This window comes from Leptolyngbya sp. FACHB-1624 (assembly GCF_047649235.1).
Taxonomy (GTDB): domain Bacteria; phylum Cyanobacteriota; class Cyanobacteriia; order Leptolyngbyales; family Leptolyngbyaceae; genus Leptolyngbya; species Leptolyngbya boryana.
Map to the genome: position 1 here is coordinate 5,562,500 of NZ_CP180258.1, position 23,342 is coordinate 5,585,841.

Sequence of the window (23,342 nt, forward strand, 5' to 3'; positions counted from 1 at the left end):
TACATTATTTTGGGAGTGATTTCGATCACTCCCAAAGCATCTCACGCTTTATAGCATCCTTGCCCCATCTACAATGTCATCGTGACAACTTACCTCAGTCTATCTAACTTCACGAAGCTACGGACTTAAGCCAACTTTAAAATTGTCCGAGATCTTTTTCAGGAGATAGAGAGGTTGCCATTAATTTGGTGCTTGTTTTTCATACTTTAGATTTTCGTTCTTGTTGAGTTGATCAACTAATGCATAGATTGCTTTTGCAGTCGGAAGCAGATCGGCTTCGGTCATATTTCCCCCAAACATACGACGAAATTCAACAACCAGAGCATCCGTTTGCTTGCCAGGTGCTCCAACTTGATCATCGACGCTGCCTAATGCCCCTAGCGACTTATGAATGGGATTCCAATCGTCTTCGCTAACTCCTTCAATCTCTTTTGCCTCATTTGATAGATTCGAGTAGTGCTTGAGCAAATCAACACCAGACGGAATATTTTCTAGCCACTGCTGGCGTGTCAAAGGAATAACTTTCTCAACGCGATTGTCTACGCCACCGCGCTCAACCGTGTTGGTATATACTTTATTGCCTCCCGTCCCTTTCATCTCTGCAGCATCCAACATGAGATTAACAAATTGCTGGGGATTCTCACTGAAGAATTGCTGATAAGCAGGGGGTAGTAATTTGAAGTTGTGGGCAAAGTCCGTACGAGACATTAACCCCTCGGCAATCGATTTTGCATTGGATTTGGCGGGTAGAGTATCGGCTGTTTTGAGATAACTCGCTAGCAAGATCGCTAGTCCTTCTAACTCTTTAGTACTGGTGCGAACAAGTTGCGGCGCGTGCTGTGGCAGTACCGTCTGCTTAAATTGAGCGATCGCTACTTTAGCACTAGCATCAGCTGCAACAAGCTTATCTAGTCCGCCTTGCCCAAATAAATCACTTTTAGCCTGCTTCCTTTTTAAGAAGGTTGATTCCCATTCATACCAATGTTCGGTTTGGTCGTTCAAATATTCAAGTAATTTAGGAAGCTGGTCAATCTTGATGCCTGTAGTTGTCTGAGGTTCAAAAATCATCTCCTTACCCACTTCAGGGTAGATGACTAAGCCTCCTTTCGCTTTTACACCTCCCCCTTGTATTCCTCCAAGCTCGTCCAGCTTGATTTCTTCTTGATTTTTGAGTCCATTGAATTGATGAACCATCGCAGTCAGATTCGTCATCACTGCATTGACTTCGGCCGCGCTCGTCAGGGGAGCCGTGACCCATTCTAGGTTAGAACCTCCAGCAGGGCTACTATCTGCTGTTAGATCGTATTTTGCAGCTGTCACTATCTTTGCCGCCTTGGCGATATTCTTGCCCAGCAGCGGTTTAGCTGCGATTTTGTTACCCGTTCTGAGAGTCTGGACAAGTTCATTAAAGAATGTCGGGTACTGAGGATGGTCATGAAGCCTTGTAATTCTGTTCAGTCCCTCTTCTTTTAGCACATTCGGGTCATTCGGATTTTCTGGGAAATTATATTTGCTAAACCATAATTCTTTAAGTTCCTCTTGAGGCTTATTCTTCTCTCCCTCTACTTTTAAGGCGTGAACTGGGTTCGGTAACATCTGAGTCAGCAAGATTTTATCGATTTTTGCGATCCAGGCATCTTTTTCTTCTTGATGTTGTTCCAGACCTTCTTCGTTATTCACCTCGCTGATATCGCGAACGCGCCATGATGTCTCAAATTCAAAGCCCACTTTTCTTTGAATCACAGAACGATGAATCGAAGAGGCATTCTGCTGAACCACATGGGTGAGTTCATGGGCAATCAACTCTTGCCCACTTCGAGTTCCAGGTTCATACATTCCCTGCCGAAAAAACACGTCCTGCCCCGTCGTAAAGGCTTTTGCCTGAATTGAGCGATTCATCTGATCGGCTCGTGCATCGGTGTGAATTTTCACTCGACTGAAATCTGCACCCATCGCTTGACCCATCGATCGTTGCAGTCCTGCATCGAGAGATTGTCCACTGCCCCTAGCACTGTCAATCGCAGATACTAATGCTTGCGACGCTTCTTGTGGCTCCCCTGTTTCACGCGATGTCTGAAGTTCTTCTTCTTCCTGACGCTGAATCGCTGTAATCTCAAGTTTTGTCTGGAGTTCCTCTTCTTCTGCTTCTTGGGGTTGTGCAGACGGTTGAGGTTGTCCAAGCGGCTGAGGTTGTACAACTGGAGTATTGATCTGATCTACAACCTGAGCAGCAACGCGATCGGCTTCTTGCTCGTACTGATCGTTTGGTTCACCGATCGTTAATTTGGGCTGAACAAAGGGCTTAGTTCTCAGTTGAGAATTGATCGGAGCGGTCTGACTGCTAATCTTACGTGCAAATTGCTTGTCCATGATCAATCCCAACTCTTGAACATGGATTTAGAATACCCAGGGATCAGCTTCAATTAAATAGAAGCATAGATTCAGGAGAGATTTCGGGGGAGCGCACCCCACGTAACAACCGCCGAATACTCAGACCGATTGCGTGCCATCGCTTCCTCCACCGTACCTAATCCCGCAGCGCCACCATCTAACTCTAGGATTTCGTTCCCTTCTGCTGCTCCGATTTCTGTTCTGACTGCTTCATTCTGAATCGGTACTCTTTTACCTGTAGATAGTGCGACATGTCCAGGAACCTCACCAAATGCGACTACCATCCCTGCTGGAATTGCATCCAAGACTGCATAAAGTTCGCGCGGCTGTTTGTTAGCTGGGCGAGTCACTGCCTTTGTCTTGTTTTTCATCATCACATCTACGTATCGGGGTCTACCTCCTTTATGAACGAGCGCTGATTTAATGTATTTCTTATCGATCATTCCAATCCGAAATGCTGCTAGCAGTACTGATTCCCAGCAGTTAACAACAGATGGCTCTGGTCCGTCAGCATAAAGCCATCTTGCTAGAGGAGTACTCGACTTTTCCACCCGCGCTACTGCCATGTCTTTTGATTTACCTGATTTCTTTAATGCTTCCTCCATGCTTGCGTCATATTGCTCGGCGTTCTTCTTAGTTGATGGCAGACCAGTCATTGTGCTTTGTCCCCATTTCAAGTTTGGCAACACTTCTGCCATTGACTCCACAAGGTACGTCGCTTCTAATTCATCCAATCGCTCTAGAAACGCATCTATTTCTTCATCATCAATTTCTATCTCTTCATGCTCGATTCTTGTGATGACATTTTCGATGTTCTCCAAGCTCATCTGTTTAATTGGTGGATCAAAGGCTTGATTTGCCTGGTCTGAGCTATTCTTTTCTCTAAAGGTTTGAATGTTCGACCTCGTTCCACTATTCTGCTGAACCACATGGGTGAGTTCATGGGCAATCAACTCTTGCCCACTTCGAGTTCCAGGTTCGTACATTCCCTGTCTAAAAAAAACGTCTTGCCCCGTCGTGAAGGCTTTTGCTTGAATTGATCGATTCATCTGATCGGCTTGTGCATCGGCGTGAATTCTCACCCGACTGAAATCTGCACCCATTGCCTGACCCATCGATCGTTGCAGTCCTGCATCGAGAGATTGTCCCCTGCCTCTGGCACTGTCAATCGCAGATGCTAATGCTGCCGATGCTTCTTGTGGCTCTCCTGTTTCACGCGATGTCTGAAGTTCTTCTTCTTCCTGACGCTGAATTGCTGTAATCTCAGGTTTTGCCTGGAGTTCCTCTTCTTCTTCTCGGCGCTGTACAGGTAGCTGAGGTTGTACGACTGGAGTATTGATCTGGTCTACAACCTGAGTAGCAACGCGATCGGCTTCTTGCTCGTACTTGTCATCTGGTTCACCGATCGTTAATTTGGGCTGAATGGATAGCGAAGCTAAGGAATGCGATCGTAAATTTGGAGCAGGTTGGCTCACCGAGGTAGACTGTGGAGCAAAAGCTCTCAGTTGCAGACGGGAATTCACTTGATGAGCCGATTTGCCGAGGTGTCGAGCACTTTGCTTCTCCATAATTATCCCTCGATTACTAATTTTAAGCTGCCTTGTGTAGGAGGTTTTCCAGATAGTTTTCTGCTTCTTCAGGCGATAAAAGAACGGAATTACCCTGATGCAAGAGTTCGTACTGCCCCTGATAATAGCCGTGCCCAGCAATTAGACCTGCTTGAATCGCACGATTGCCTAACTCATTGAGGCGATTGATACTCATTGCTTCAACTTCACGCTGCATCATTTCTTCATCCATCGTTTTTACCCAATTGTGATTTTAGGACTGTTGTACCAATTTGTAGTTGGACTCTGCGAGTCAGTTTCGATCGATAAGGGACTTTCTGCCCCATCTACCTGTAATCGAACTAGATAAGTACCGGGTTTGACAGAACGAATGGGAATTCGGAGTAATGGGGTTATTTCAGTTCGCAAAGTCGCTTCAAATAGATAAGCCGCAGGGTTTTCAATCGTCCATTCGTTGAGAACAAGAACAACTCTTTGACGAGGCGCGATCGCTAAATTAGATTCAACCTCAATCTCACCCGATTTTAAGTCATCCCATTGATTAGAACTGATCCAACGACAGCTTTTAATCACGGGACGAATCACGATCGGAACCGTATTCGATCCAACCGTGCTAGTCGTTCCAGTACCAGAAGCAATGCGGTGCAGAACCTGTAAATGCTGAACTCCAGGTCTTAAGTCGTGAATTAAATTGAGCAGCGGCAATTTAATTTGAGTTTCATTCATGTCTATCGGAGCAGCCTCTGCATCTCCAATTCGGATCGCAACCGATTGGCTCTGAAGATGTTTACCTCTCACCACTAAAGTACTTTCCGCAACAAGTGGATCAAACCATCCTGTCTCCGAAACAGCCTGATCAATCACAGGCTGACTGGGAAAAGGAACAATCCCGCCAAAACTGCGATCGCGGATCGGTAACGCCTGTTGATTCGTTTCCTCGCCATCAATCATGACCGTCGTCACTCGATAGCTCATTGATAGAGCATAGGGTGTTTGAAAAAACGTTGTCCAAACTTTTGATAGATCATCCAAACTGAGATCATTGGGCATAATCCGCAGTTGCATGAACTGATCAGCTAAGTTCGACTGAGCTAAAAATGCAAACGAAGAATCTGCTAGAGTCTCCTGAATCATTTCTGGAATGACATTTGGACGATCGCTAAAGACACGAATCACACTTCCAAGTAATCGCTGTGGCTCTAGCTCTGCTTCATTGCCATAAACGCTAATTAAATAGTTCAGATCCAAAGCAGTTTGTCGCTTTGAAACTGTGCCTTTTCGCATGAGTGAGCCTTCAGAGTTATTTAAAGCTGGATTACGGCTGACTTGATAAAGATACAAGTTCACTCCAGTTTGAGTGAGTCCTCCTCCTAAACTACTAGGCTGTAACGTTGTCACTCGGGCACCACTGACATCTAGTTGCACCGCAGACTGAAGAATCCGTTGCAGAATGGCAGTAACAGTTGCGATCGCTAAATAATTACTCATACATTCATCCTCTGCCCAACAAGGTACACGCAATTCTAAAAGAGTGAGCCTCTGTGAAATTACTGGATCTAAGACAGATAGGGTTTTCCGAACCTAGAAAATGAGGATTAAGTAAAGAGATCCGTAATTCTGCGATGTATCAATTATGAAACTTGAGTGAATATGATTCGTGGATTTACTCTCTAGTATCTGGTGAGCAGAGTAGAATTAGTTGCGAATTAGAACAGCACAATTGGGAATTAGCTAAATTTCTAGTTCACGCCATCAGATTTAGCTCAGTAATGACACTGGCTTTCTCAACTTTGATTCCAACTTTGAGAAGTCGATCGAAGACGGATTTAACTTTTCAAAAATCGTTTGTGGAGGATTCCCTGTGCCATTAGATTATTTTGCTCCTGGGGTCTACGTCGAAGAAGTCGATCGTGGCAGTCGTCCCATTGATGGCGTGAGCTTGAGTGTAGCAGGCTTTGTTGGCTTCACTGAAGATGTTCGAGGTGATGCAGAACTTTTCAAGCCGATGCTCATTACCAATTGGGCACAGTATTTAGAATGCTTCGGCAAACCAGGTTCAGACGGATTCACAGATTTTGATGCTTATCTGCCTTTTGCAGTTCAAGGTTGGTTCTTGAATGGAGGAGGTCGCTGCTGGGTCGTCAGTATTGGAACAAAACTTCCGGGTTCGGCTGCACCCTCGGCTGAAGAAACAGGATGTAAATTGCTGACTTCGAGCGGCAAACCCACACTTCGTTTTAATCTCAAAGCAGCGAGCACTAGCACTGCACCTGCCCTGCCTTCTAGTGAAGGTCGTTTAGCTGTCACAATTTTAGAAAGTACGCCCAAACCCTTACCGAGTAACGCTCCTGCTAATGTAGATCCTCCTTTAAACACAGGTGAATACTTTAAGCTCATCGTGCGCAATGGTGATCAAATTCTTGAAGAATATGATCACTTGACGATGAACTCTAAAGCAGAAACAGCGGTTGCAGACTATGTTGTGACTGCACTTGCAGATTCGCAATATGTCGCGATCGCAGATATTGCTCAAAGTGGACAGCCTTTATCTCGTCGTCCTGCAAATGGCTCTTACGAAGTTGCACCCCCTCCCTATGTCGCAAAACTTGAACATTTAGCACGCGACTTGCAAGGTGAGCGCAGCGACAAAACCGGAATGCAAGGCATTTTTGAAGTCGATGAAGTCGCAATGATTGCCTGCCCTGACCTGATGCGTGTGTATCAAGAAGGCATCATGGACATCGATCAAGTGCACGGCGTGATGGAAATGATGCTGAGCCTATGTGAAAATTCTTTCCCAGGACCAGCCTATCGGATGGCAGTGCTCGATGCACCTCCGGTTAAGCCTGGAAAAAATGACAACAAAGCCGTTGCACCAGAACAGCAGAAGCCTCAAGATGTGTTCAACTGGCTCAAAGAGTTCAATCGTCGATCGATGTTTGGTGCCTTGTACTATCCCTGGATCAAAGTTGCGAATCCTCGGAATGGCGGTCGTCCGATCTTGATTCCCCCTTCAGGTCATATGATGGGTGTTTGGTGTCGTACAGACGAATCTCGCGGCATCTTCAAGGCTCCGGCAAATGACACTCCGCGCGGTGTGCTGGGCTTGGCTTACGAAACGAACATGCGCGAGCAAGAAATGCTAAACCCGGTAGGGATTAACTGTATTCGCAACTTTGCCAACTACAATCGCGGCTTTAAGATTTGGGGCGCTCGGACTTTGGTCGAGCCGGATAATGTGCAATGGCGTTATATCAGTGTTCGCCGTTTACTGAGCTATATCGAAAAGTCGATCGAGATTGGGACTCAATGGGTTGTGTTTGAGCCGAATGATTCTGATCTTTGGGCACGTGTGAACCGCACCGTGAGTAACTTCCTTGAGCGTCTGTGGCGCGAAGGAGCTTTGGTCGGTGGATCGCCTAGCGAAGCATTCTACGTCAAGTGCGATGGTGAATTGAACACTCATGAAACCATGATGCTCGGTCGTTTGTATGTTGAAGTGGGCGTGTGTCCTGTTCGTCCGGCTGAGTTTGTCATCTTCCGCATCAGCCAGTGGGCACCGGGTCAGTAATGCCAAATTTGTAGCGCATTGCGTAAAGGTTGATCCCCCTGATTCTCCTAAACTACAGAGAGGTAGGGGAGATCACCTCAAGCATAAGTAACCCAGAGAGATTAATTTGGTCGAAGTTGTAGAGGTGATGCAAAATGGCGATCGTGACCGTTGAGAATTTTGAACTCAAGCTGGATAAATTTGATGCGCTCAAGTTCAAGAGCGTTGATGTTCCGGCTTACAAAACAGATATTCAAGGCGGGGACGCTTTGATGTCTGGAGATAAAGGGGCAGTTCGGCAGACGTTTACGAAAAAGCGGGAAGCTGCCGTACAAATTACGGTGAAAACCATTGCAAGTGGAAACGCAAAAAGTACTAGCTCGCTGATGCGGAAATGGCTGAAAGAATGTATGCCCAAGTCAGAGAATGGCGATGGGTTTCCGGACGCAGCAAGAACCACGGGAACGATCAAAACCTTTAATGCTGCGGGTGAAGTGATCGATTCTTGGAAACTTAGCGGAGTCTGGGTTTGTAAATATACGATCGGGCAATTGTCGATCGGGGGTGGATTGCTCGAAGAAACCTACACGCTGCAAGTTGACCAGTTTGATCCGGCTTAAGTTATGAAAGCAAGTGTTCCTTGAGTTGATTTGGATAATCATTTATGGCAGATACAATTGAACTCCTCTCTAGTGACAGTTTTTCTGTCGAACTTACAGACATCAAAAACTTGATTGTCAAAGAAGTCAGCGGAATGCAGGTGGATATTTCTCCATCTGGTGCAGACAACTCGATCGGGTCTGGACCTAAAGGTAAAGCACTCGTTTTGAGTACGCCAAGCCAACCGAAATATGGATCTGTAAAGCTCATTCTCGTTCCTGGCAAACATCAGCAAGGTGACGACGAAAAGCTTTGGAAATGGTACAGTGATTGCGCCTCGAAGTCGAACTTGGGGGAATCTTCCAAAGCACGGGATCAGCGTAAAGATATGTCCGTGAATGTCTACTACTCTGGGACAGAAGCAAAAGTTGGCATTCTGTATGAATTCCAAGGCGTATTACCCAGTAGCTTTGATGTTCCGGCTCGTGATGCAGGCAGCAGCGAGCTTGAAACTTGGACACTTGAACTACAATACGAACGCCTGAAGTTCTCCATTAAAGATCCCTAACTATGGCTGGTTTTCCTGAGATTTTAACAACTTGCAGGTTTTATCTAGAGTTGCGTTTGGATGGCAGCAAAGATTCTGTAGATGGGTACTTCTTGGAATGTAGCGGCTTTAAATCTTCGCAGCAGGTGATTGAGACAAACCATGTTACGCCTCAAAAATGGGGCGCACAAGGGAAAGCAGTTGGGCGAATTGTCGGAACAAAGATACCGGGAAATGTCAGTTACTCGAATTTGGTACTTCGTCGCGGGCTAACCTGCTCTATGACGTTTTGGAACTGGATTGCAGCAGTTCAAGATGGAAATTGGGCAACCCAACGACGGAATGGCTCTCTGATTATTTTCAATCAAGCGGCTGAGGAGCAGTTTCGATTGGAATTTCAGGGAGCTTTTCCTATGGGCTATCGCATCTTAGATGTGAATGCGCGGGGCGATGAGATGGAAGTCGAAGAAATTGAAGTCGCAGTTGAAGAATTGAAACGAGTCAAGGTGGCAAATAGTGATGCAAGTTGAATTTGAGTTTGAGTTACCGAAGGGTTTTTTGGATGCAGACGGCAATGTGCATCGCAAAGGAATCATGCGGTTATCAAGAGCGATCGATGAAATTGTCCCGTTAAGAGATCCACGAGTGCGCGCTAATCCGGCGTATGCAAGCGTGATTATTCTATCGCGCGTGATGATCAAGCTCGGTGCCTTAGATGAGGTAACGCCCGCAGTGATTGAAGGATTGTTTGCTTGCGATCTGGACTATTTGCAGAAATTTTATCGTTCAATTAATGAACTTGAATCTACTATGGATGAGTCTATTCCGATTCCTGCATAGTCTATGGATGCGATCGAGTTTGAGTTTACTTTGCCGCGTGGCTTGGTCGGGACTGATGGTGCTGTGCATCGTCAGGGCATCATGCGTTTGGCGACGGCAAAAGATGAGATTGCAGTACAGCGCGATCGACGCACTCAAGAGAGTACTGCTTATGGATTACTGATTATGCTATCGCGAGTGATCAAGCAGTTGGGAAGCTTATCTACACTGACTCCAGAGAATTTAGAGAACTTGTTTTCTCGCGATTTAGCTTATTTACGAGAATTTTTTAATCGAATTAATCAACAGGGCAATGCTCATATTCCTGCACAATGCCCCACTTGTAGCACTGCTTTTAAAGTGGAGCTAGAACTTGCGGGGGAGCCGTAAGCTACCCTTCAGGTGCGCTCTATGAAGAGGTAGCTTGTGTTGCATCCGCTTTTCATTGGTCTTTAGAAGATATTCTCAATTTAGATCACTCAGAGCGCCGCCGCTGGGTGTTTGAGATTGGTAAGCTTAAACAACATTCGACACACGATGAATTCTCAATCTATTGATCCAGTCATCTTATCTCAGGTTGCGAAAAAGCTGTTGCGTGATCCGCTCGCGATGAAAGAATTTAGCGCTCGTGTCTACGAAAAGCTTCAAGCTGATCTCAAATTGCAAGCGATTCGAGATGGAAGGTACAACAGATGAGTAGAAATGGGACGACTGAGTTTGGGCTAGATTTTGTTACAGCGAATCGCTTCTATGTGGAGATTGAAAGTAGTTTAACTGCGGCATTTACCGAATGTCAGGGGTTAGGTGTCCAAATTCAACATGAATCGATCTCTGAGGGCGGAGTGAATGATCAGCAGAGAATTCTACTGGGTCAACCGAAATTTAGTGAAGTGACTCTAAAACGCGGGATTACCAATGATCTGGTGTTTTGGAATTGGATCAATGCGGTACTAGAGCAACGCAATCAAGGAACGGCGATCCAGCAGCATCGGCGGAATATCAATATTTTGGTGTTTAATCAAGCGGGTGAGACGATGCAGTGTTGGACACTGATTGGGGCTGTACCGACGGGATGGAAGGCACCTGCTTTGAGTGCGGATGCAAATAGTGTTGCGATCGAAGAGTTGACGCTCGTCTATGAAGGTTTGAAGATTGTTGCAAATCAAGGTGGCGGTGGAGCAACGATTCTGAATTCTCGCGATCAATCTGGATATTTTGCAAGTAACTAAATTATGACTGACTTGCCTAACGATTCATCGAGTTCTTCTGAGGTGCGTCATCCACCGCATCTGACTGCTCCGTTAGGGCAACAGTTTATTGTGCCATTGGGAACACGACGGCTGAATATTCTCGATCCTGGCATTTTTTCGCCTAAGTCAACGCCTGAAGAGGAAGAACCTTTCTCAGATCCGTGGGTTCAGAAGTCTCCTTTTTTTGCACAGTCATCTACACAGAAGAGTGCTAGGCAGCCGAGCGAAGTACTGCAACCTAAAACGTATGGTTCATCACATTCGACTGCTCCCAGAATGGAGTTTGAGGAGTCAAATTTTCCGACAGGAGAGAGCAGTAAGGGCGAGGAAGATTTGAATTCTTTTCCAACATCTATTCAGGATGAATCTATTCTCCAAAGAAACTTAGATGTTGACAATCGCCCGCCTAATCCTTCAGAAAGTACACTTCAAAGAGATATGAAGCAAGATGAGAATCTTGCGGGATTAAGTGAGCCAGCAATCCCACCTCAGAATGTAGTCGATTTCAGCGATCGGGGATCAGATTCCTCAACCAGCACAACTCAAGGCAATCCACAGCTAGATACAACTACTGTACAAGCAAACGAGATACCACAATCTCAAGAAGCTAGTTTTGTTCAGAGGAAGTCAGAAGCTAGTCGTCATGAATCTGATTCCCTAGGTCATAAGATTCAAAGAAGTGCAGAGATAGATGTAAATGTTACAAAAAATGATTCAAGCGCCACAAAATTTAGCGAGCTAACATCACTATCTCAGAATTCAGCGGAATTTGGTGCTCCCGAGTCTGGCTTCTCAAGTAGCGCGACTCAGGACAATACGCAGCTAGATACACCCCCTGTACAAGCAAACGAGACACCGGAATCTCAAGAAGCTAGCTTTATTCAAAGGAAAGTAGAAGTTAGCCGTCATGAATCTGATTCTCTGAATAATACAATTCAAAAAAATGCAGAAATAGATGCCAGTGCTGCAAAATTTAGTGAGCTAACATCACGATCTCAGAATGCAGCAGAGTTTACTAATCCCGAGTCTAACTTCTCAAGTAGCGCAGTTCAAGGCAATACGCAGCTAGATACAACCTCTGTACAAGCAGGTGAGATACCAGAATCTCAAGAAGCTAATTTTATTCAAAGGAAAGCAGAAGTTAGCGATCGTAGCTCTAGTCCTCTAGACAGCAGATTTCAGAACAATAGACCGTTCAATGATAGTTCTTCACGCTCAAATGACTTAACACCTCAGCATCAAGGCTTCAATCTTATTCAGAAACAGCTAGATTCTAGTGACTATCTATCCAATTCCTCAAATAGCACGATTCAAAGCACTCCTCAAAGCAATGAGAGGATTACTCAGCCAATTGAATCAGCATCGCAATCTCAAGAACCTAGTCTTATTCAGAAACAGCTAGATTCTAGTGATCACCTGTCCGGTGCCCCAAACAACACAATTCAAAGCAATGAGAGGATTACTCAACCAATCGAATCAGCATCGCAATCTCAAGAACCTAGTCTTATTCAGAAACAGCTAGATTCTAGTGATCACTTGTCCGGTGCCCCAAACAACACGATTCAGAGCAATTCTCAGATCGATGAGAGGATTACTCAAGCAATTGAATCAGCATCTCAGCCTCAAGACTTTAATTTTGTTCAGAAACAACTAGATTCTAGCAATCATCTGTCCGATTCCTCAAATAGCAAAATTCAAGGCAATGAGAGTATTGTTAATCCAATTGAATCAGCATCGCAATCTCAGGAACCAAATATTGAATCAGCATCGCAATCTCAGGAACCTAGTCTTATTCAGAAGCAGCTAGATTCTAGCAATCATCTGTCCGATTCCCCAGCAACTAGCATTCCAGAGCCGGGAGTTACGGCTGAGCGGCTGCGATTGACCGATAATCATCAACAGTTCGCCCAATTTACTGATCAAACAACTGTACAGCGTTTGCCATCAGAACAGCCTACTCACCTCACAAATGATACCCATCTTTCCGAGAGTTTAGACTCAACGAAACTGGATCGTGGTGAGAACAATCTGAATATCCAACAGATAAGCGCTGATGATTCAGCAATTCAGAGACAAGTTGCTGAAATTCAATATGAAAATTCGCAGAATTCAGAATTCTTGAAAAACTCCGAGTTCTCATCCACTGAAGAAGCTGAGATTCAACCATCTTCTGAAGCATTCTCAATTCAAAGACAAACTGATCTGTCAGCCAATTTTCAACCCCCGCAAGCGTCTCAGCCAGCCGCGAGCGTTCTTCGCACTGAGTCCTCGGATCTGCGATCGCAATTTGACCAAGGTAATGACCCTCTTCAGGCTCAACATTCATCTTCTGAACTAGAAGCAATCCAAAATCAGACTAAATCGGTTCAAATATCCGAGTTAGCATCCAATGTTCAATCTATTGCTCGCAAACCTCACATTGATGAGCCGCTGGCTCCTAAAGATGACAATCAAAACATTCAAGCTCAATCATCCTCAGTCATTCAAAGACAGCCTGAACATCTAGAAGATTTAAGTTCTTCTCAATCGATGCGCTCTGATAGCAAGTCTGCCCCGTCGAAGCCGATTCAAAACGAAGCAGAATACTCTCTACAGCCCTCCACTGAAATACTCGCGATTCAAAGACAGGCTGATCCGTCAAACAGCGCACAATCAGAGCACAACAATCAGCCCACGACTAGCGAGTTTGATGATAGTACTTCAGAGCCTACTCTGAGCAAAGAATCTGACAATTTGTCTTCTCAATCTCCCATCATTCAAAGACAAGCTGATTCATCAGACAATTTAAACGCTCAGCCGATGAATGACGAAATTCATCCTGGTAGTTCAGATTCGCGATCGCCAGCTAATCATGACGCAGTTGCTCACTCTCCACAATCATCTCCCGACATACCCACTATTCAGAGGCAAGCTAGCTTACCGGAAACTATACAACCTGATTTTCACAGCAGCTTATCTCAAAATCCACGCGAAAGGTCGATTAACGCCCCACATTTCTCCTCTGAATCTTCAACGCTTCAGAGAGCAATTAATTCGGAAGATTCACAGTCGATTGAACATGAGCCTCGCTCAGATAGTTCAGATTCTCGATCGCGCTCAGAATTCGATCAAGGTCAAAACACTTTCATTTCTCAACCATCCTTGCCTGCATCAGAAGCAACATCTCAGCAATTTACCAATGATCTAATCGCTCAACGCAAGCAGACTGGCTCTGAACTGCCTCCTATCCCTGAGGAGTTTCAAGAGACAAAGCCCTCTAGAATCGAGAATTTAGGAGATACAAGCAACATACAACGCAGCGAAGAATCCGATCAACCTAACGTTAGCCACAGCCCTTCTAACACCTCAAATTCTCAATCGACAGCAGAAGCAGATTTTATCGGAAATTCTCTCCAGCAGAGACTTGAATCAGCAGATAATTCTCAATCAACAATAGAACTAAAATCGCTTTCTGAACCATCTGCCATTCAGAGACAGACTGAACCATTAGAAAACTCGCAGCTAGGACACAATTTTCAGAATCCTTCTATAGAAGCTGATATCAATAGCTCAGCCTCTCAACAACAGCCCTCTCACCACATTGAAATTCCTTTTAACACACAAGCGCCATCTGAATCACTCAACATTCAAAGACAGAGTACACCAGAGATTGGATCTGGTTCTCACAGTATCAATGCCCAGTTGCGTTCTGAATTTTCTCAAAATCAAGAAACTTCTCAAGAAACTTCAATTTCTCGATCGCCGTCTGAATTTCCTAAGATTCAACGACAGCTAGATTCGGCTCAAAACTTCCAGTCAGAGCAAGAGTCTCAACAGTATGATTCCATTTCGCTCACTGCTCGTTCCTCAGAAATCGAAAATTCAGAATCTATTTCTCGCTCATTTGATTCTGAGATCAAATCTGAACCCGAGGACCTGATTAACAGTACAACATCGAACGAAGCATCTTCTAATCTACTTCAACCATCTTCTAAACCGACAATTGCGCAGCAAATGATTTCAAGAGTAGACCATGATTCTCAGGTGGTCAATTCTCCAAATTCAGCGATCGACAATCAACTCAATGCATCACACTCTACTAGCAAAACCATTCAACCTAAGCTAGATAGCTCCTCAGATCCGGCGACTAAAAGCAAACCTGAGAGCATGTTTGAATCGTCTCATTTCTCACAGTCAACCGCTACCGAGGTAGAATTTGGAAGGAACCAAACAAAGTCTAATGCAGCGACAAACAGTCAGCCAGAATCTAATCTTCAATCAGCTTCAACAGACTTCACACTGTCCACACCAACTTCTCTTCCAGAGAGAGAGAGTAACGGTAGCAAAGCGCCGTCTATTCAAACACATTCTGGAAGCTCTCAAACTGTCATTCAGCAAAACTCAGATAGTGCTATCGATTTAGCTCCTTCAGCCACTCATTCACCCCAACTTGAAAATCTAGAGCCAGAAATTAGTTCTTCTGGGCGCAAGTTTGAACCTTCTAGCAGTCTAGATACTGAGTCAAATCAACCTGCTCGTTCAGAAAATTCTTCAAGTATTCAAAGATCTATAGATTCGGATAGCGATGCTGCTCAAACATATTCTGGAAGCTCTCAAACTATTATTCAGCAAGGAAGTGAGTCGAGCCAGCCTGCTCATTCAGAAAATTCTTCAAGGATTCAAAGATCTATAGATTCGGATAGTGATGCTGCTCAAACATATTCTGGAAGCTCTCAAAGTATCATTCAGCAAAACTCAGACGGTTCGATCGATTTAGCTTCTTCAGCCACTCATTCACCACAGATTGCAAATGCAGAGCCAATTTCTGAGCCTTCCGAGATCAATCTTAAGTCTTCTAGAAATCCGGGCAGTGAATCGAATCATCTTGCTCATTCAGAAAATTTTTCAAGTATTCAAAGATCCATGAATTCAAACAGCGACATGTCTGAATTTGATGGTCAGGCTAGTGAGTCGAATCATCTTGCTCATTCAGAAAATTTTTCAAGTATTCAAAGATCCATGAATTCAAACAGCGACATGTCTGAATTTGATGGTCAGGTTTCAGAAAACTTGAGCGATCGACAAATCTCTCCTGTCTCATCGTCTGAGCACACGGATCTCAACCGTTCTCCAAACTCAGAAATTTTCTCTAATTCATCTCAAAACCTAGATCCTTCTGAAAAAGCTTCTAGCGGAATAGCTCAACAAGACTTTCAGCAAATTTCTGAACCCTTCCAACAACTCGTAACACCGGAATCTTCCGTCGAATCTCCCTCTAACTCCATTCAGAGAAAAGCTGCTCGCTCCTCTGAAGATTCAATTACACCTGCTCAGAATCACTCTAATCATTCTTCCGCCTCTACAATTCCTTCAGAACTAGTTACATCCTCTGAAAATACTCAGCCCGAACTCATCTCACGATCGCTAAACTCATCATTACCCGTGATTCCGACAGTTCTCCAAGAATTATCCGTCTTGCGATCGCTTAATCCAACCCCTGATCTTCAGCCCAAACAGGATGCTTACCCACAGCACACCTCAAAATCAAGCCAAACAATAGATTCCTCTTGGTCAAGCTTAGAAAATCTAGTACAAAGCATCGCTGAGAAGCCTAAACCAATCGAGCGCTCCCTACCTCGAATTCAACGCACTGCGGAAATCTCACAACCACAACCCACGATCCAAAGGAAAGAGACAGATTACATCGAACTCTCGACCTCAGAAAGCGAAACAGAAGTAATTGATTATCTCGATTATCTCGCTCAAGAAGTTTATCTCTTACTGCGCCAACGTTTAGAAATCGAACGGGAGCGGCGTGGCTCCAACTACTCTAGTCGTCTCTAATCACGGTCAATAAACTATGTCCCTGAACTCCCCAATTAAAGCTCAACTGATTGCCCAGAATGGCGGTGAAACGATCGAATTCATGTTCAATCCGACACAACTCGATTTTAGTCGATCGCTACAACTCAACTCATCTGAAGGCGCACGCACCGGAACTGGAATCCCTAAAATCAGCTTTGCCTACCCTGAACCTTACAGTTTGTCGATCGGCAACATCATCTTCGATACCTACGAAACAGGAGCCAATGTCGTCGATGCTCACATTTCTAAATTTAGAGCCGCCGTCGCCTTTTTACCCTCAGCAGCTCGTCCACCCATTTATCTATTTACCTGGGGTAGCCAAGAATACCTCCGCTGCTTCGTCAAAAGCCTCCGATATAAACTGACAATGTTTCTCGCAGATGGCACTCCTGTTCGCGCTGTCGTCGATTTAACGCTAGAAGAAATCGATGCCACAACGACCACACCTGGCATGTCCGCCTCCAACTCCTCATCTCAGCGAACCAGAGATACTCGCCAACAACGATCGCGATAATCAAAACTGCGCGTAAGATATATCAGTATCTTTTCTTACACTCTGAAAAGCCATGCCTGCTGTTCCATATGTCTCTCAAGTTTTGCTGAAGATCGATGGTCAAGATGCGCCTGCTGCATTGCTGGATGACATTGTGCAGGTCGTAGTCGAAGAAAGTCTGCACTTACCTAGTATGTTCACACTGACGATCAAAAACACAAGTCAGCCAGGGCGATCACAAGATGCAATGTGGCAACACGAATCGAAATTCGCGATTGGGAAATCGATCAAAATCGGATTCGTCGAAAGCAGCACAGCAGCACAGGAATACCATCAAGCAGAGCAAGGATATGTGATCGATGGTGAAATTACTGCGATCGAAACTCAGTTTAGTAGCGATGCCCAAGCTCCGATCATCATTCGCGGCTATGATATTTCGCATCGACTTCATCGCGGTCGCCATAGTCAATCCTTTCAAAACATGACAGATAGCGACATTATCAGCAGAGTCGCTCAAAGTGCAGGACTGACACTCGGCACAATCGATAGCACTGCCATTGCTCATGATTATGTGTTTCAGGAAAATCAAACTCACATGCAGTTTCTACGAGAACGGGCTGCACGAAATGGCTTTGAACTATACGTTCAAGATGGCAAACTAAACTGTCGCAAACCAAGGTCAGACAGTACTTTAACTCTAAAATGGCTCTTAGATCTCAACAGTTTTCGAGTTCGCGTCAGTAGCGCTGACCAAGTTAGCTCCGTTGAAGTGCGCGGTTGGGACTATCAGAGAAAAGAAGCGATCGTCGCCACAAAAAACTCACCCACTGCATTAACTTCGATTGCAGCAGGCGATCGCAATGCTGCAAGCACCAGTTTCAACACACAACCTAAACTCATTGTTGTGGATCAACCTGTCAATTCGACTGCCGAAGCAGAGAAAATCGCACAAGCTCTCGTCGATGAATTGGGAGGCGAACTCGTTCATGCAGATGCGAAAGCAGAAGGCAATCCTGCAATACGACCCGGAAGAGTCGCCAAACTAGCAGACATGGGCAAATATAGCGGCGATTATTACATTACGGAAACCCGCCATGTCTTTCAAGAGCGAGTCTATCAAACAGAATTTAGTGTTCGTGGATTGCGAGGCAATGACTTACTATCAATGCTCAGTGCAACGACTCCACTCCAGCCAGGACAAACATTGATGATCGCAAAGGTGACAAACAATAAAGATCCAAAAAAATGGGGACGAGTTCGAGTTAAGTTTCCGACTCTGACAGAAGCACATGAAAGTAACTGGGCGCGAGTCATCAGTCTTGGAGCCGGAACAAATCGCGGTTTCGATTGCTTACCTGAAGTCAATGATGAAGTGCTAGTCGGATTTGAGCATGGAGATATTCACCGTCCATTTGTCATTGGTGGAGTTTGGAATGGGACAGATGCTCCTCCGACATCAGTAGATGATTCAGTTGCAGATGGAAAAGTTCGACTCAGAACCTTTAAGACAAGAGTCGGTCATGAATTGCAGTTTGTTGAAGAAGACAAGGGAAGTAGTAACAAGGGAGTTCAAATCAAAAGCAGTACTGGACATCTCTTACACTTCGATGACAAAGATAAGCAAGTCACGCTTAAAACAAACAGTGGGAATGAAGTTTGTTTAGATGAGCAAAACAAGCAGATTGAAATTAAAACTCCTGGCTCGAACTCTCTAAAATTTGAAGATCAAACGAAAAAAATTACGATGAGTTCGACTGGCGACTTAAACATTAGTGCAATGCAAAACATTTCACTCAAGGTCGGGGGAAGTGAAATCAAAATTTCTAACTCAGGCATCAGCATTAAAATGGGGGGAAATAAAATTGAAATTGCGGCGGCTGGTATTACCGTTCAGGCAACTGGAATGGTGAATGTCAAAGGTATCTCGACAACTGTAAAAGGAGATGCAACAGTTACGGTTTCTGCCCCAGTCATTAATCTGAATTAGAGAGCGATCGCGAATGCCATTACAAGTGTGTATGGGAGCTTCCTTACAATGTTCATTTGGAGCCGCGCCAAGTACTTTAATTGTGATTCCCAAAGGTGCTCCTGTGCTCGTGAATGGAATGCTCGCCGCAACAATTTTCGACAATATCCCAATGGCGAATATTTTGCCGTTTGCCATGTGTAGTTCGATCGCAAATCCAGCCGTGGCTGCTGCAACTGCTGCTGCTTTTGGAGTCCTGACACCCATGCCTTGTATCCCTGCAATTGTCAGCCCTTGGTCACCTGGTGCGATTAAAGTAAAAATCGGCAAAATCCCTGCTCTCCCGAACACGGCAATCTGTAACTGTGCATTTGGAGGCATTATCAAGATTAATACTCCTGGGCAGTTTAAAGTAAATATTGCATAGGTGGGGAGTGGGGAGTGGGGGGATTCGACTTCATTCCTACTAGAATGATTAGAGTAAATTCTGATCAAAAAAGATGGCAAAGCAAGAAGAGCCTTTAACTGGCGAGGCATTGATCAAAGAAGTCTGTCGCCGAATTCGGGTCGCTCGTAGCTATTGGGATGCTCATAATAATGCTGCTTGTCGAGGAGAGCGAGAACGTGCCTTGGCACTTTACAACACGTTGACGAAAGAGCAGAAAGAGAAAATTCCGCAAGTTCTGAGAGTCTGGCTACGCTATCGCAGCGAGAAATACTTTGGCGAACATCGCACGCCTCCAAAGTCAAAGCGCAAATCAAAATAGCAACTCACAATAATGCGATCGCATTATTGTGTAAATGTGAATAACATCACAGAGCTAGCAGGCATCGCAAATCCACTGTTCAGTTCCGACCAGTTAACGGTTTTGTTGAGATAGCCTGAAGCCGAGATCGTATATGTCTCTAACGTCGATTGAGTAGGCTGCCATCCAGCAAAATCGAGTTGAACTTGCTGCAAATCATTTGAGGAGTTAATCAGCAAGTAAGACTTGTATCCTAAAGCAGCATTATTCACAGCAAAAGTCGTAATAGCGCTGTCAGGAGCAGTTTTTGTCGAGACGCGATCGCCAATCATGAATTGATTCAACAATTGTAAGAATTTGCCTCCCAGACGCATCTGACTGCTATCGTCCATTTTGCCGTAAACGCCATCTTTCTCGTTCCAAGTCAAGGTTGCAGTCGCACCATTTGAGAGGGCACTGACCATCGTTAACGCATCAAACACAACCCCTTTATGATTGATCATGCGGGGATCGCGAGTTTCCCATGTCCAGCTAATGTTATATTCACCCAACATGGCTGGAATCGTGCGATTTGGGCTTGCATTTTGCAGCGTTTGTACAATCGTGCGAGTGTAGTCGCCAATCGCGCGAGTGGTCTGAAACACATCTTGGTCTGAGGTAGAAGCACTTCCCGTTGCGTAAAAGTGATAAGTAAAAAAATCAAGATGATTTGCAGTTCCCTTGATGAACGGAACATAAAACGGTTGCAGATCGGGGCGTGCTAGACCGATCCCGCCCACTTGAATCGTCGGATCTGCTTGTTTCATCGCGATCGCAGTTTTGTTATAAATCGTGACCAGTTCATTGACGCGATCGGGCTTCGCTGCATCCTTCAACCCACCCCAGCCACTCTCCGTATAGAACTGAGTAAAGTAGTGATCATCCTTTTCATTCGTCACTTCCCAATACTGCACTTTCAATTGAGCATCTTGGTTGACAATTTTGACCAAATCAGCGCACAGCTTTGCATAGTTATCAAACTGATTGCGATCGAGAAATCCGTCGCGATCCGCATCCATCCAATCTGGCCAAGTCGGAATATTAATCATCCGTTGCGGTTGTTCCCGCTTAAAAGACGAAAATGAAGCCACTAAAGCAGCTTTTACTTTCTTCGCATCCCAAACTCGACGAGCCGTATCGATCAGCCCATCCGGTGTGCTAGAGTCTTGCAACATGCTGCTATTATGAAACCGAATCAAACCCGGATTCATCACAGACATATTACTTTGATAAGCCGAAGTGCTAAAACTCTCAGGTCGAAAACCTTGATACGCATTTAAGCCATAACCCAAATTCGTACTCGCTGCCTGGCTCTTACTCCAATCGACAGTCGCGATGTTCTGGTTTTGGCTCATGAGACTGACGCTTTGAGTAGACTGCTGAAAAGAATCAATTTGATAATCGATATGGGCGAGGATCATCATGATTAGAGTGATACGAATAGGCATGACCTTGAACTTCGACACCATTGATCACCAAGCCTAGCAGTTTAGCATGGTGTTGCGTTAACTGCTCTAAACTATTATTCACAACATTTCGAGCGCTAATTCCTGGGCGAACGACAAAAAGAACATAAGGCACGATCGCAGCCATTAGTGCAGTTTCACTGGTTGAGCTGACTGGAGCGCTGTCTACTAATACATAATCATAGTCTTTCTGAGATTCCGCCACTGCCAAGTAACGTTCAAATCGTCCCCGTTTGACTAAATCGACAATCTTGCCAGTCTGAGGCATCGTTGGCACAAAATCGAGATTAGGTTGCAACGAAATGACTTGATCTCCAACTGAGCGATCGCTCAAGTAACCAAGTTGATGACTTAACTGAGCTTTACGAAAATCTCCGTCAACCAGCAGCACTCGAAATCCGAGTTCGGTTAAAGCATGAGCAAGTTGCAGTGCTACTGTCGTTTTTCCCTCACCCGTTATCGCACTTGCAATTAACAGTCGTATCCCTTTCAGCGGTTGAAGACTAATCGCTGACGCTACTCGCTGAAACTCGATCTCACCTTCAAAGCTTGAATTCGGCTCTATTGCCAGTCGCTTTAGTTTGGGAATACGAGCAACAAGCGAAAATTTTAGAGCCTGCAAATCTTTGGGAGTCAGCAATGGATTGCGAGCTTCGAGCAACAATATTAGTGCAATGCTCCCAATGACAGAAGCAAGAAGCGCATTAATTGCCATCAGAGATTTCTTTGGACTCGATGGTTTAGCATCAACAAAGGGTGCGTTTAACTCCTGAATATTTGGATACGCATTAAAAGCATCAATATTTGATTGTTGTGTCTGTGCAACTAGCCCTTTATAAACTCCTTCCGCAACATCTGCCTGTCGCTGTAAAGCATTGAGTTTTGCTTGATTTGCAGGCAATTGATTGAGGATTTTTTGCCGCTGATCAATTTGTTGCTGGAGTTGTTCTGCTTGTCGTTGTTGTCCATTCGCATTCGTTTCAGCTAACACTAATTGCTCAATTAAGGTATTCCGTCCTTCCGCCCCAGTTGTAAAATCTGTATTGGCAGAAATTCGACCTGCGGCTTGCCCAACATACTGCTGAAGCTGGTTCCGCAAAGTGTCCCGCTCTACGATCGCTCTTTGGACTTGAGGGCTGCGATCTGTGAATGTCGAGCGCAGTTTGTCCAATGTCGATTCGGCTTCAGTGAGCTTACCGCGAAGCTTTTTGTAATCTTCGTTTTGGTCTAACCCTAATGCTTGAACTGCGTCAGTAGGCGAAAGATTTAATCGAGTCGCGAGAGTATTCGCGCGATCGCGAGCCGCTTGAGATTCCGCCTGAACCTGGGCCTGTGCCGCTTCTAAAGTATTGATCGTTCCAACTAGCCCTTTCGTTTGTTCTTCGTTATTTACCAATCCTGTCGATTGTTTGAATTGTGCTAGAGCAGTCTGCGCTTCAGTTAATCTGCGTTGAGCTTGTTCAAGCTGTTTCTGGCTAAAGCCATCGCGCGTATTGTTATTTGCCTGACGAAGCTCGCTCAGACGCTGCCGATAGGCATTGAGAATTGCTTCTGCGCGCTGCTTGGCGATATCGGGACTTGAGCCTGTGACAGAGAGCAGCATGACGCTCGTTTGTTCGAGCGAAGTCACTTCAAAGAATTGTCCATAATTGCGAGGTTTATTCGCTGCATCTCTCTCAGGATCAGCTGCCCAAGCCTTTTCAAGAATCGCATCACTGGTGAGAATCGCCTCTTGAATTTTCAGGGGATTGACTTGAGGTGAAAAGCTCGGATCACTGTTACGGTAAGACCCTAAAGTTCCCAAGTTGGCATCAAGGTTGCCTCCATTCGAGGAAGGCAGAATCAGTTGTGCCTGAGCAGTCCAAACTTTAGGAGTGGTCAACATCGCTCCTACAGTCCCTAATATTACAACTGCATTCAGACCAAGCAAAGCCTTCCAATGTCTAGAAGCAATGAGCGCTATTTTTTTCATTCAGACCGCTCCTAAACAACTGCGGGTATGAGGAATTCAAGCTACATTTTATTCACCTTCGAGCAATTGCAAATACATAAATAGGTAGAAC

General features: G+C 45.0%; 21 protein-coding genes and 1 pseudogene. 15 read left to right on the forward strand and 7 right to left on the reverse strand.

The features are described 5' to 3' along the window. Positions 1–180: 180 nt before the first annotated feature. From ACMUEV_RS26375 to ACMUEV_RS26390, 4 genes are all read right to left on the reverse strand, one after another. Positions 181–2,370 (reverse strand): DUF4157 domain-containing protein, encoded by a 2,190-nt coding sequence (locus ACMUEV_RS26375; protein ID WP_190653737.1) that lies wholly within the window; start codon positions 2,368–2,370, stop codon positions 181–183. Between the two features lie 71 nt (positions 2,371–2,441). After that, complete coding sequence (locus ACMUEV_RS26380) at positions 2,442–3,959, reverse strand: DUF4157 domain-containing protein (protein WP_190653738.1); 1,518 nt, start codon at positions 3,957–3,959, stop codon at positions 2,442–2,444. A 22-nt stretch (positions 3,960–3,981) separates the two neighbouring features. Further along, the gene (locus ACMUEV_RS26385) at positions 3,982–4,191 is read right to left on the reverse strand and encodes a hypothetical protein (protein WP_190653739.1); all 210 of its coding nucleotides are present in this window, start codon (positions 4,189–4,191) and stop codon (positions 3,982–3,984) included. A 5-nt stretch (positions 4,192–4,196) separates the two neighbouring features. Next, on the reverse strand, positions 4,197–5,447 hold the full coding sequence (locus ACMUEV_RS26390) for a DUF4255 domain-containing protein (protein WP_190653740.1): 1,251 nt from the start codon (positions 5,445–5,447) through the stop codon (positions 4,197–4,199). Positions 5,448–5,820: 373 nt separating this feature from the next. Between ACMUEV_RS26390 and ACMUEV_RS26395 the strand changes: the two genes are divergently transcribed. The 9 genes and pseudogenes from ACMUEV_RS26395 (at position 5,821) to ACMUEV_RS26435 (ending at position 10,704) form a co-directional block, all read left to right on the forward strand. After that, entirely contained in the window at positions 5,821–7,530 is a 1,710-nt protein-coding gene (locus tag ACMUEV_RS26395) for a phage tail sheath C-terminal domain-containing protein (RefSeq protein ID WP_190653741.1), read from the forward strand. 134 nt (positions 7,531–7,664) lie between these two features. After that, positions 7,665–8,129 (forward strand): phage tail protein, encoded by a 465-nt coding sequence (locus ACMUEV_RS26400; RefSeq protein WP_190653742.1) that lies wholly within the window; start codon positions 7,665–7,667, stop codon positions 8,127–8,129. Between the two features lie 44 nt (positions 8,130–8,173). Then, the gene (locus ACMUEV_RS26405; protein WP_190653743.1) at positions 8,174–8,677 is read left to right on the forward strand and encodes a phage tail protein; all 504 of its coding nucleotides are present in this window, start codon (positions 8,174–8,176) and stop codon (positions 8,675–8,677) included. Positions 8,678–8,679: 2 nt separating this feature from the next. Then, on the forward strand, positions 8,680–9,186 hold the full coding sequence (locus ACMUEV_RS26410) for a phage tail protein (protein ID WP_190653744.1): 507 nt from the start codon (positions 8,680–8,682) through the stop codon (positions 9,184–9,186). Then, the gene (locus ACMUEV_RS26415; RefSeq protein ID WP_199329763.1) at positions 9,176–9,496 is read left to right on the forward strand and encodes a hypothetical protein; all 321 of its coding nucleotides are present in this window, start codon (positions 9,176–9,178) and stop codon (positions 9,494–9,496) included. The genes ACMUEV_RS26410 and ACMUEV_RS26415 overlap by 11 nt, the downstream gene beginning before the upstream one ends. Before the next feature lie 3 nt (positions 9,497–9,499). After that, positions 9,500–9,865, forward strand: a complete 366-nt coding sequence (locus tag ACMUEV_RS26420; RefSeq protein WP_190653746.1) for a phage tail assembly protein — start codon at positions 9,500–9,502, stop codon at positions 9,863–9,865. Between the two features lie 23 nt (positions 9,866–9,888). Then, positions 9,889–10,032, forward strand: a pseudogene (locus ACMUEV_RS26425) (DUF6760 family protein); the annotation flags it as partial. Beyond that, entirely contained in the window at positions 10,013–10,171 is a 159-nt protein-coding gene (locus tag ACMUEV_RS26430; RefSeq protein ID WP_190653747.1) for a hypothetical protein, read from the forward strand. The pseudogene ACMUEV_RS26425 and the gene ACMUEV_RS26430, both read left to right, overlap by 20 nt. After that, positions 10,168–10,704, forward strand: coding sequence for a phage tail protein (locus ACMUEV_RS26435; protein ID WP_190653748.1), 537 nt, complete (start codon positions 10,168–10,170; stop codon positions 10,702–10,704). The genes ACMUEV_RS26430 and ACMUEV_RS26435 overlap by 4 nt, the downstream gene beginning before the upstream one ends. A gap of 1,984 nt (positions 10,705–12,688) precedes the next feature. On the opposite strand, the gene ACMUEV_RS26440 is transcribed toward ACMUEV_RS26435, so the two are convergent. Next, positions 12,689–13,051, reverse strand: coding sequence for a hypothetical protein (locus ACMUEV_RS26440; protein ID WP_190653749.1), 363 nt, complete (start codon positions 13,049–13,051; stop codon positions 12,689–12,691). Between the two features lie 477 nt (positions 13,052–13,528). Here ACMUEV_RS26440 and ACMUEV_RS26445 point away from each other — a divergent pair, with 477 nt between their 5' ends. The 6 genes from ACMUEV_RS26445 (at position 13,529) to ACMUEV_RS26470 (ending at position 19,795) form a co-directional block, all read left to right on the forward strand. After that, positions 13,529–13,912, forward strand: coding sequence for a hypothetical protein (locus ACMUEV_RS26445; protein WP_190653750.1), 384 nt, complete (start codon positions 13,529–13,531; stop codon positions 13,910–13,912). 1,829 nt (positions 13,913–15,741) lie between these two features. Beyond that, positions 15,742–16,548 carry a hypothetical protein gene (locus tag ACMUEV_RS26450; protein ID WP_190653751.1) on the forward strand — a complete coding sequence of 269 codons (807 nt, stop codon included), beginning with the start codon at positions 15,742–15,744 and terminating at the stop codon, positions 16,546–16,548. A 16-nt stretch (positions 16,549–16,564) separates the two neighbouring features. Continuing rightward, positions 16,565–17,083, forward strand: a complete 519-nt coding sequence (locus ACMUEV_RS26455) for a hypothetical protein (RefSeq protein WP_190653752.1) — start codon at positions 16,565–16,567, stop codon at positions 17,081–17,083. A 52-nt stretch (positions 17,084–17,135) separates the two neighbouring features. Then, on the forward strand, positions 17,136–19,049 hold the full coding sequence (locus ACMUEV_RS26460; RefSeq protein ID WP_190653753.1) for a VgrG-related protein: 1,914 nt from the start codon (positions 17,136–17,138) through the stop codon (positions 19,047–19,049). Between the two features lie 13 nt (positions 19,050–19,062). Then, positions 19,063–19,455, forward strand: a complete 393-nt coding sequence (locus ACMUEV_RS26465) for a DUF4280 domain-containing protein (protein WP_190653754.1) — start codon at positions 19,063–19,065, stop codon at positions 19,453–19,455. 73 nt (positions 19,456–19,528) lie between these two features. Continuing rightward, positions 19,529–19,795 carry a Precorrin-3B methylase gene (locus tag ACMUEV_RS26470; protein ID WP_190653755.1) on the forward strand — a complete coding sequence of 89 codons (267 nt, stop codon included), beginning with the start codon at positions 19,529–19,531 and terminating at the stop codon, positions 19,793–19,795. 23 nt (positions 19,796–19,818) lie between these two features. On the opposite strand, the gene ACMUEV_RS26475 is transcribed toward ACMUEV_RS26470, so the two are convergent. Beyond that, a complete protein-coding gene (locus tag ACMUEV_RS26475) occupies positions 19,819–21,237 on the reverse strand; it encodes a GH39 family glycosyl hydrolase (protein WP_190653756.1) in 1,419 nt (472 codons plus the stop codon). Next, the gene (locus ACMUEV_RS26480) at positions 21,203–23,251 is read right to left on the reverse strand and encodes a GumC family protein (RefSeq protein WP_190653757.1); all 2,049 of its coding nucleotides are present in this window, start codon (positions 23,249–23,251) and stop codon (positions 21,203–21,205) included. The genes ACMUEV_RS26475 and ACMUEV_RS26480 overlap by 35 nt, the downstream gene beginning before the upstream one ends. Positions 23,252–23,342 lie beyond the last annotated feature (91 nt).

What these genes read in the sequence shown, in the direction of transcription:
- ACMUEV_RS26410 (WP_190653744.1), top strand. Translation starts at nt 8,680, where the DNA reads ATGGCTGGTTTTCCTGAGATTTTAACAACTTGCAGGTTTTATCTAGAG.
- ACMUEV_RS26470 (WP_190653755.1), top strand. Translation starts at nt 19,529, where the DNA reads ATGGCAAAGCAAGAAGAGCCTTTAACTGGCGAGGCATTGATCAAAGAA.
- ACMUEV_RS26465 (WP_190653754.1), top strand. Translation starts at nt 19,063, where the DNA reads ATGCCATTACAAGTGTGTATGGGAGCTTCCTTACAATGTTCATTTGGA.
- ACMUEV_RS26380 (WP_190653738.1), bottom strand. Translation starts at nt 3,959, where the DNA reads ATGGAGAAGCAAAGTGCTCGACACCTCGGCAAATCGGCTCATCAAGTG.
- ACMUEV_RS26415 (WP_199329763.1), top strand. Translation starts at nt 9,176, where the DNA reads ATGCAAGTTGAATTTGAGTTTGAGTTACCGAAGGGTTTTTTGGATGCA.
- ACMUEV_RS26480 (WP_190653757.1), bottom strand. Translation starts at nt 23,251, where the DNA reads ATGAAAAAAATAGCGCTCATTGCTTCTAGACATTGGAAGGCTTTGCTT.
- ACMUEV_RS26420 (WP_190653746.1), top strand. Translation starts at nt 9,500, where the DNA reads ATGGATGCGATCGAGTTTGAGTTTACTTTGCCGCGTGGCTTGGTCGGG.
- ACMUEV_RS26430 (WP_190653747.1), top strand. Translation starts at nt 10,013, where the DNA reads ATGAATTCTCAATCTATTGATCCAGTCATCTTATCTCAGGTTGCGAAA.
- ACMUEV_RS26450 (WP_190653751.1), top strand. Translation starts at nt 15,742, where the DNA reads ATGTCTGAATTTGATGGTCAGGTTTCAGAAAACTTGAGCGATCGACAA.
- ACMUEV_RS26475 (WP_190653756.1), bottom strand. Translation starts at nt 21,237, where the DNA reads ATGATGATCCTCGCCCATATCGATTATCAAATTGATTCTTTTCAGCAG.
- ACMUEV_RS26445 (WP_190653750.1), top strand. Translation starts at nt 13,529, where the DNA reads ATGACGAAATTCATCCTGGTAGTTCAGATTCGCGATCGCCAGCTAATC.
- ACMUEV_RS26455 (WP_190653752.1), top strand. Translation starts at nt 16,565, where the DNA reads ATGTCCCTGAACTCCCCAATTAAAGCTCAACTGATTGCCCAGAATGGC.
- ACMUEV_RS26400 (WP_190653742.1), top strand. Translation starts at nt 7,665, where the DNA reads ATGGCGATCGTGACCGTTGAGAATTTTGAACTCAAGCTGGATAAATTT.
- ACMUEV_RS26440 (WP_190653749.1), bottom strand. Translation starts at nt 13,051, where the DNA reads ATGAATGTTGAGCCTGAAGAGGGTCATTACCTTGGTCAAATTGCGATC.
- ACMUEV_RS26405 (WP_190653743.1), top strand. Translation starts at nt 8,174, where the DNA reads ATGGCAGATACAATTGAACTCCTCTCTAGTGACAGTTTTTCTGTCGAA.
- ACMUEV_RS26390 (WP_190653740.1), bottom strand. Translation starts at nt 5,447, where the DNA reads ATGAGTAATTATTTAGCGATCGCAACTGTTACTGCCATTCTGCAACGG.
- ACMUEV_RS26385 (WP_190653739.1), bottom strand. Translation starts at nt 4,191, where the DNA reads ATGGATGAAGAAATGATGCAGCGTGAAGTTGAAGCAATGAGTATCAAT.
- ACMUEV_RS26375 (WP_190653737.1), bottom strand. Translation starts at nt 2,370, where the DNA reads ATGGACAAGCAATTTGCACGTAAGATTAGCAGTCAGACCGCTCCGATC.
- ACMUEV_RS26435 (WP_190653748.1), top strand. Translation starts at nt 10,168, where the DNA reads ATGAGTAGAAATGGGACGACTGAGTTTGGGCTAGATTTTGTTACAGCG.
- ACMUEV_RS26460 (WP_190653753.1), top strand. Translation starts at nt 17,136, where the DNA reads ATGCCTGCTGTTCCATATGTCTCTCAAGTTTTGCTGAAGATCGATGGT.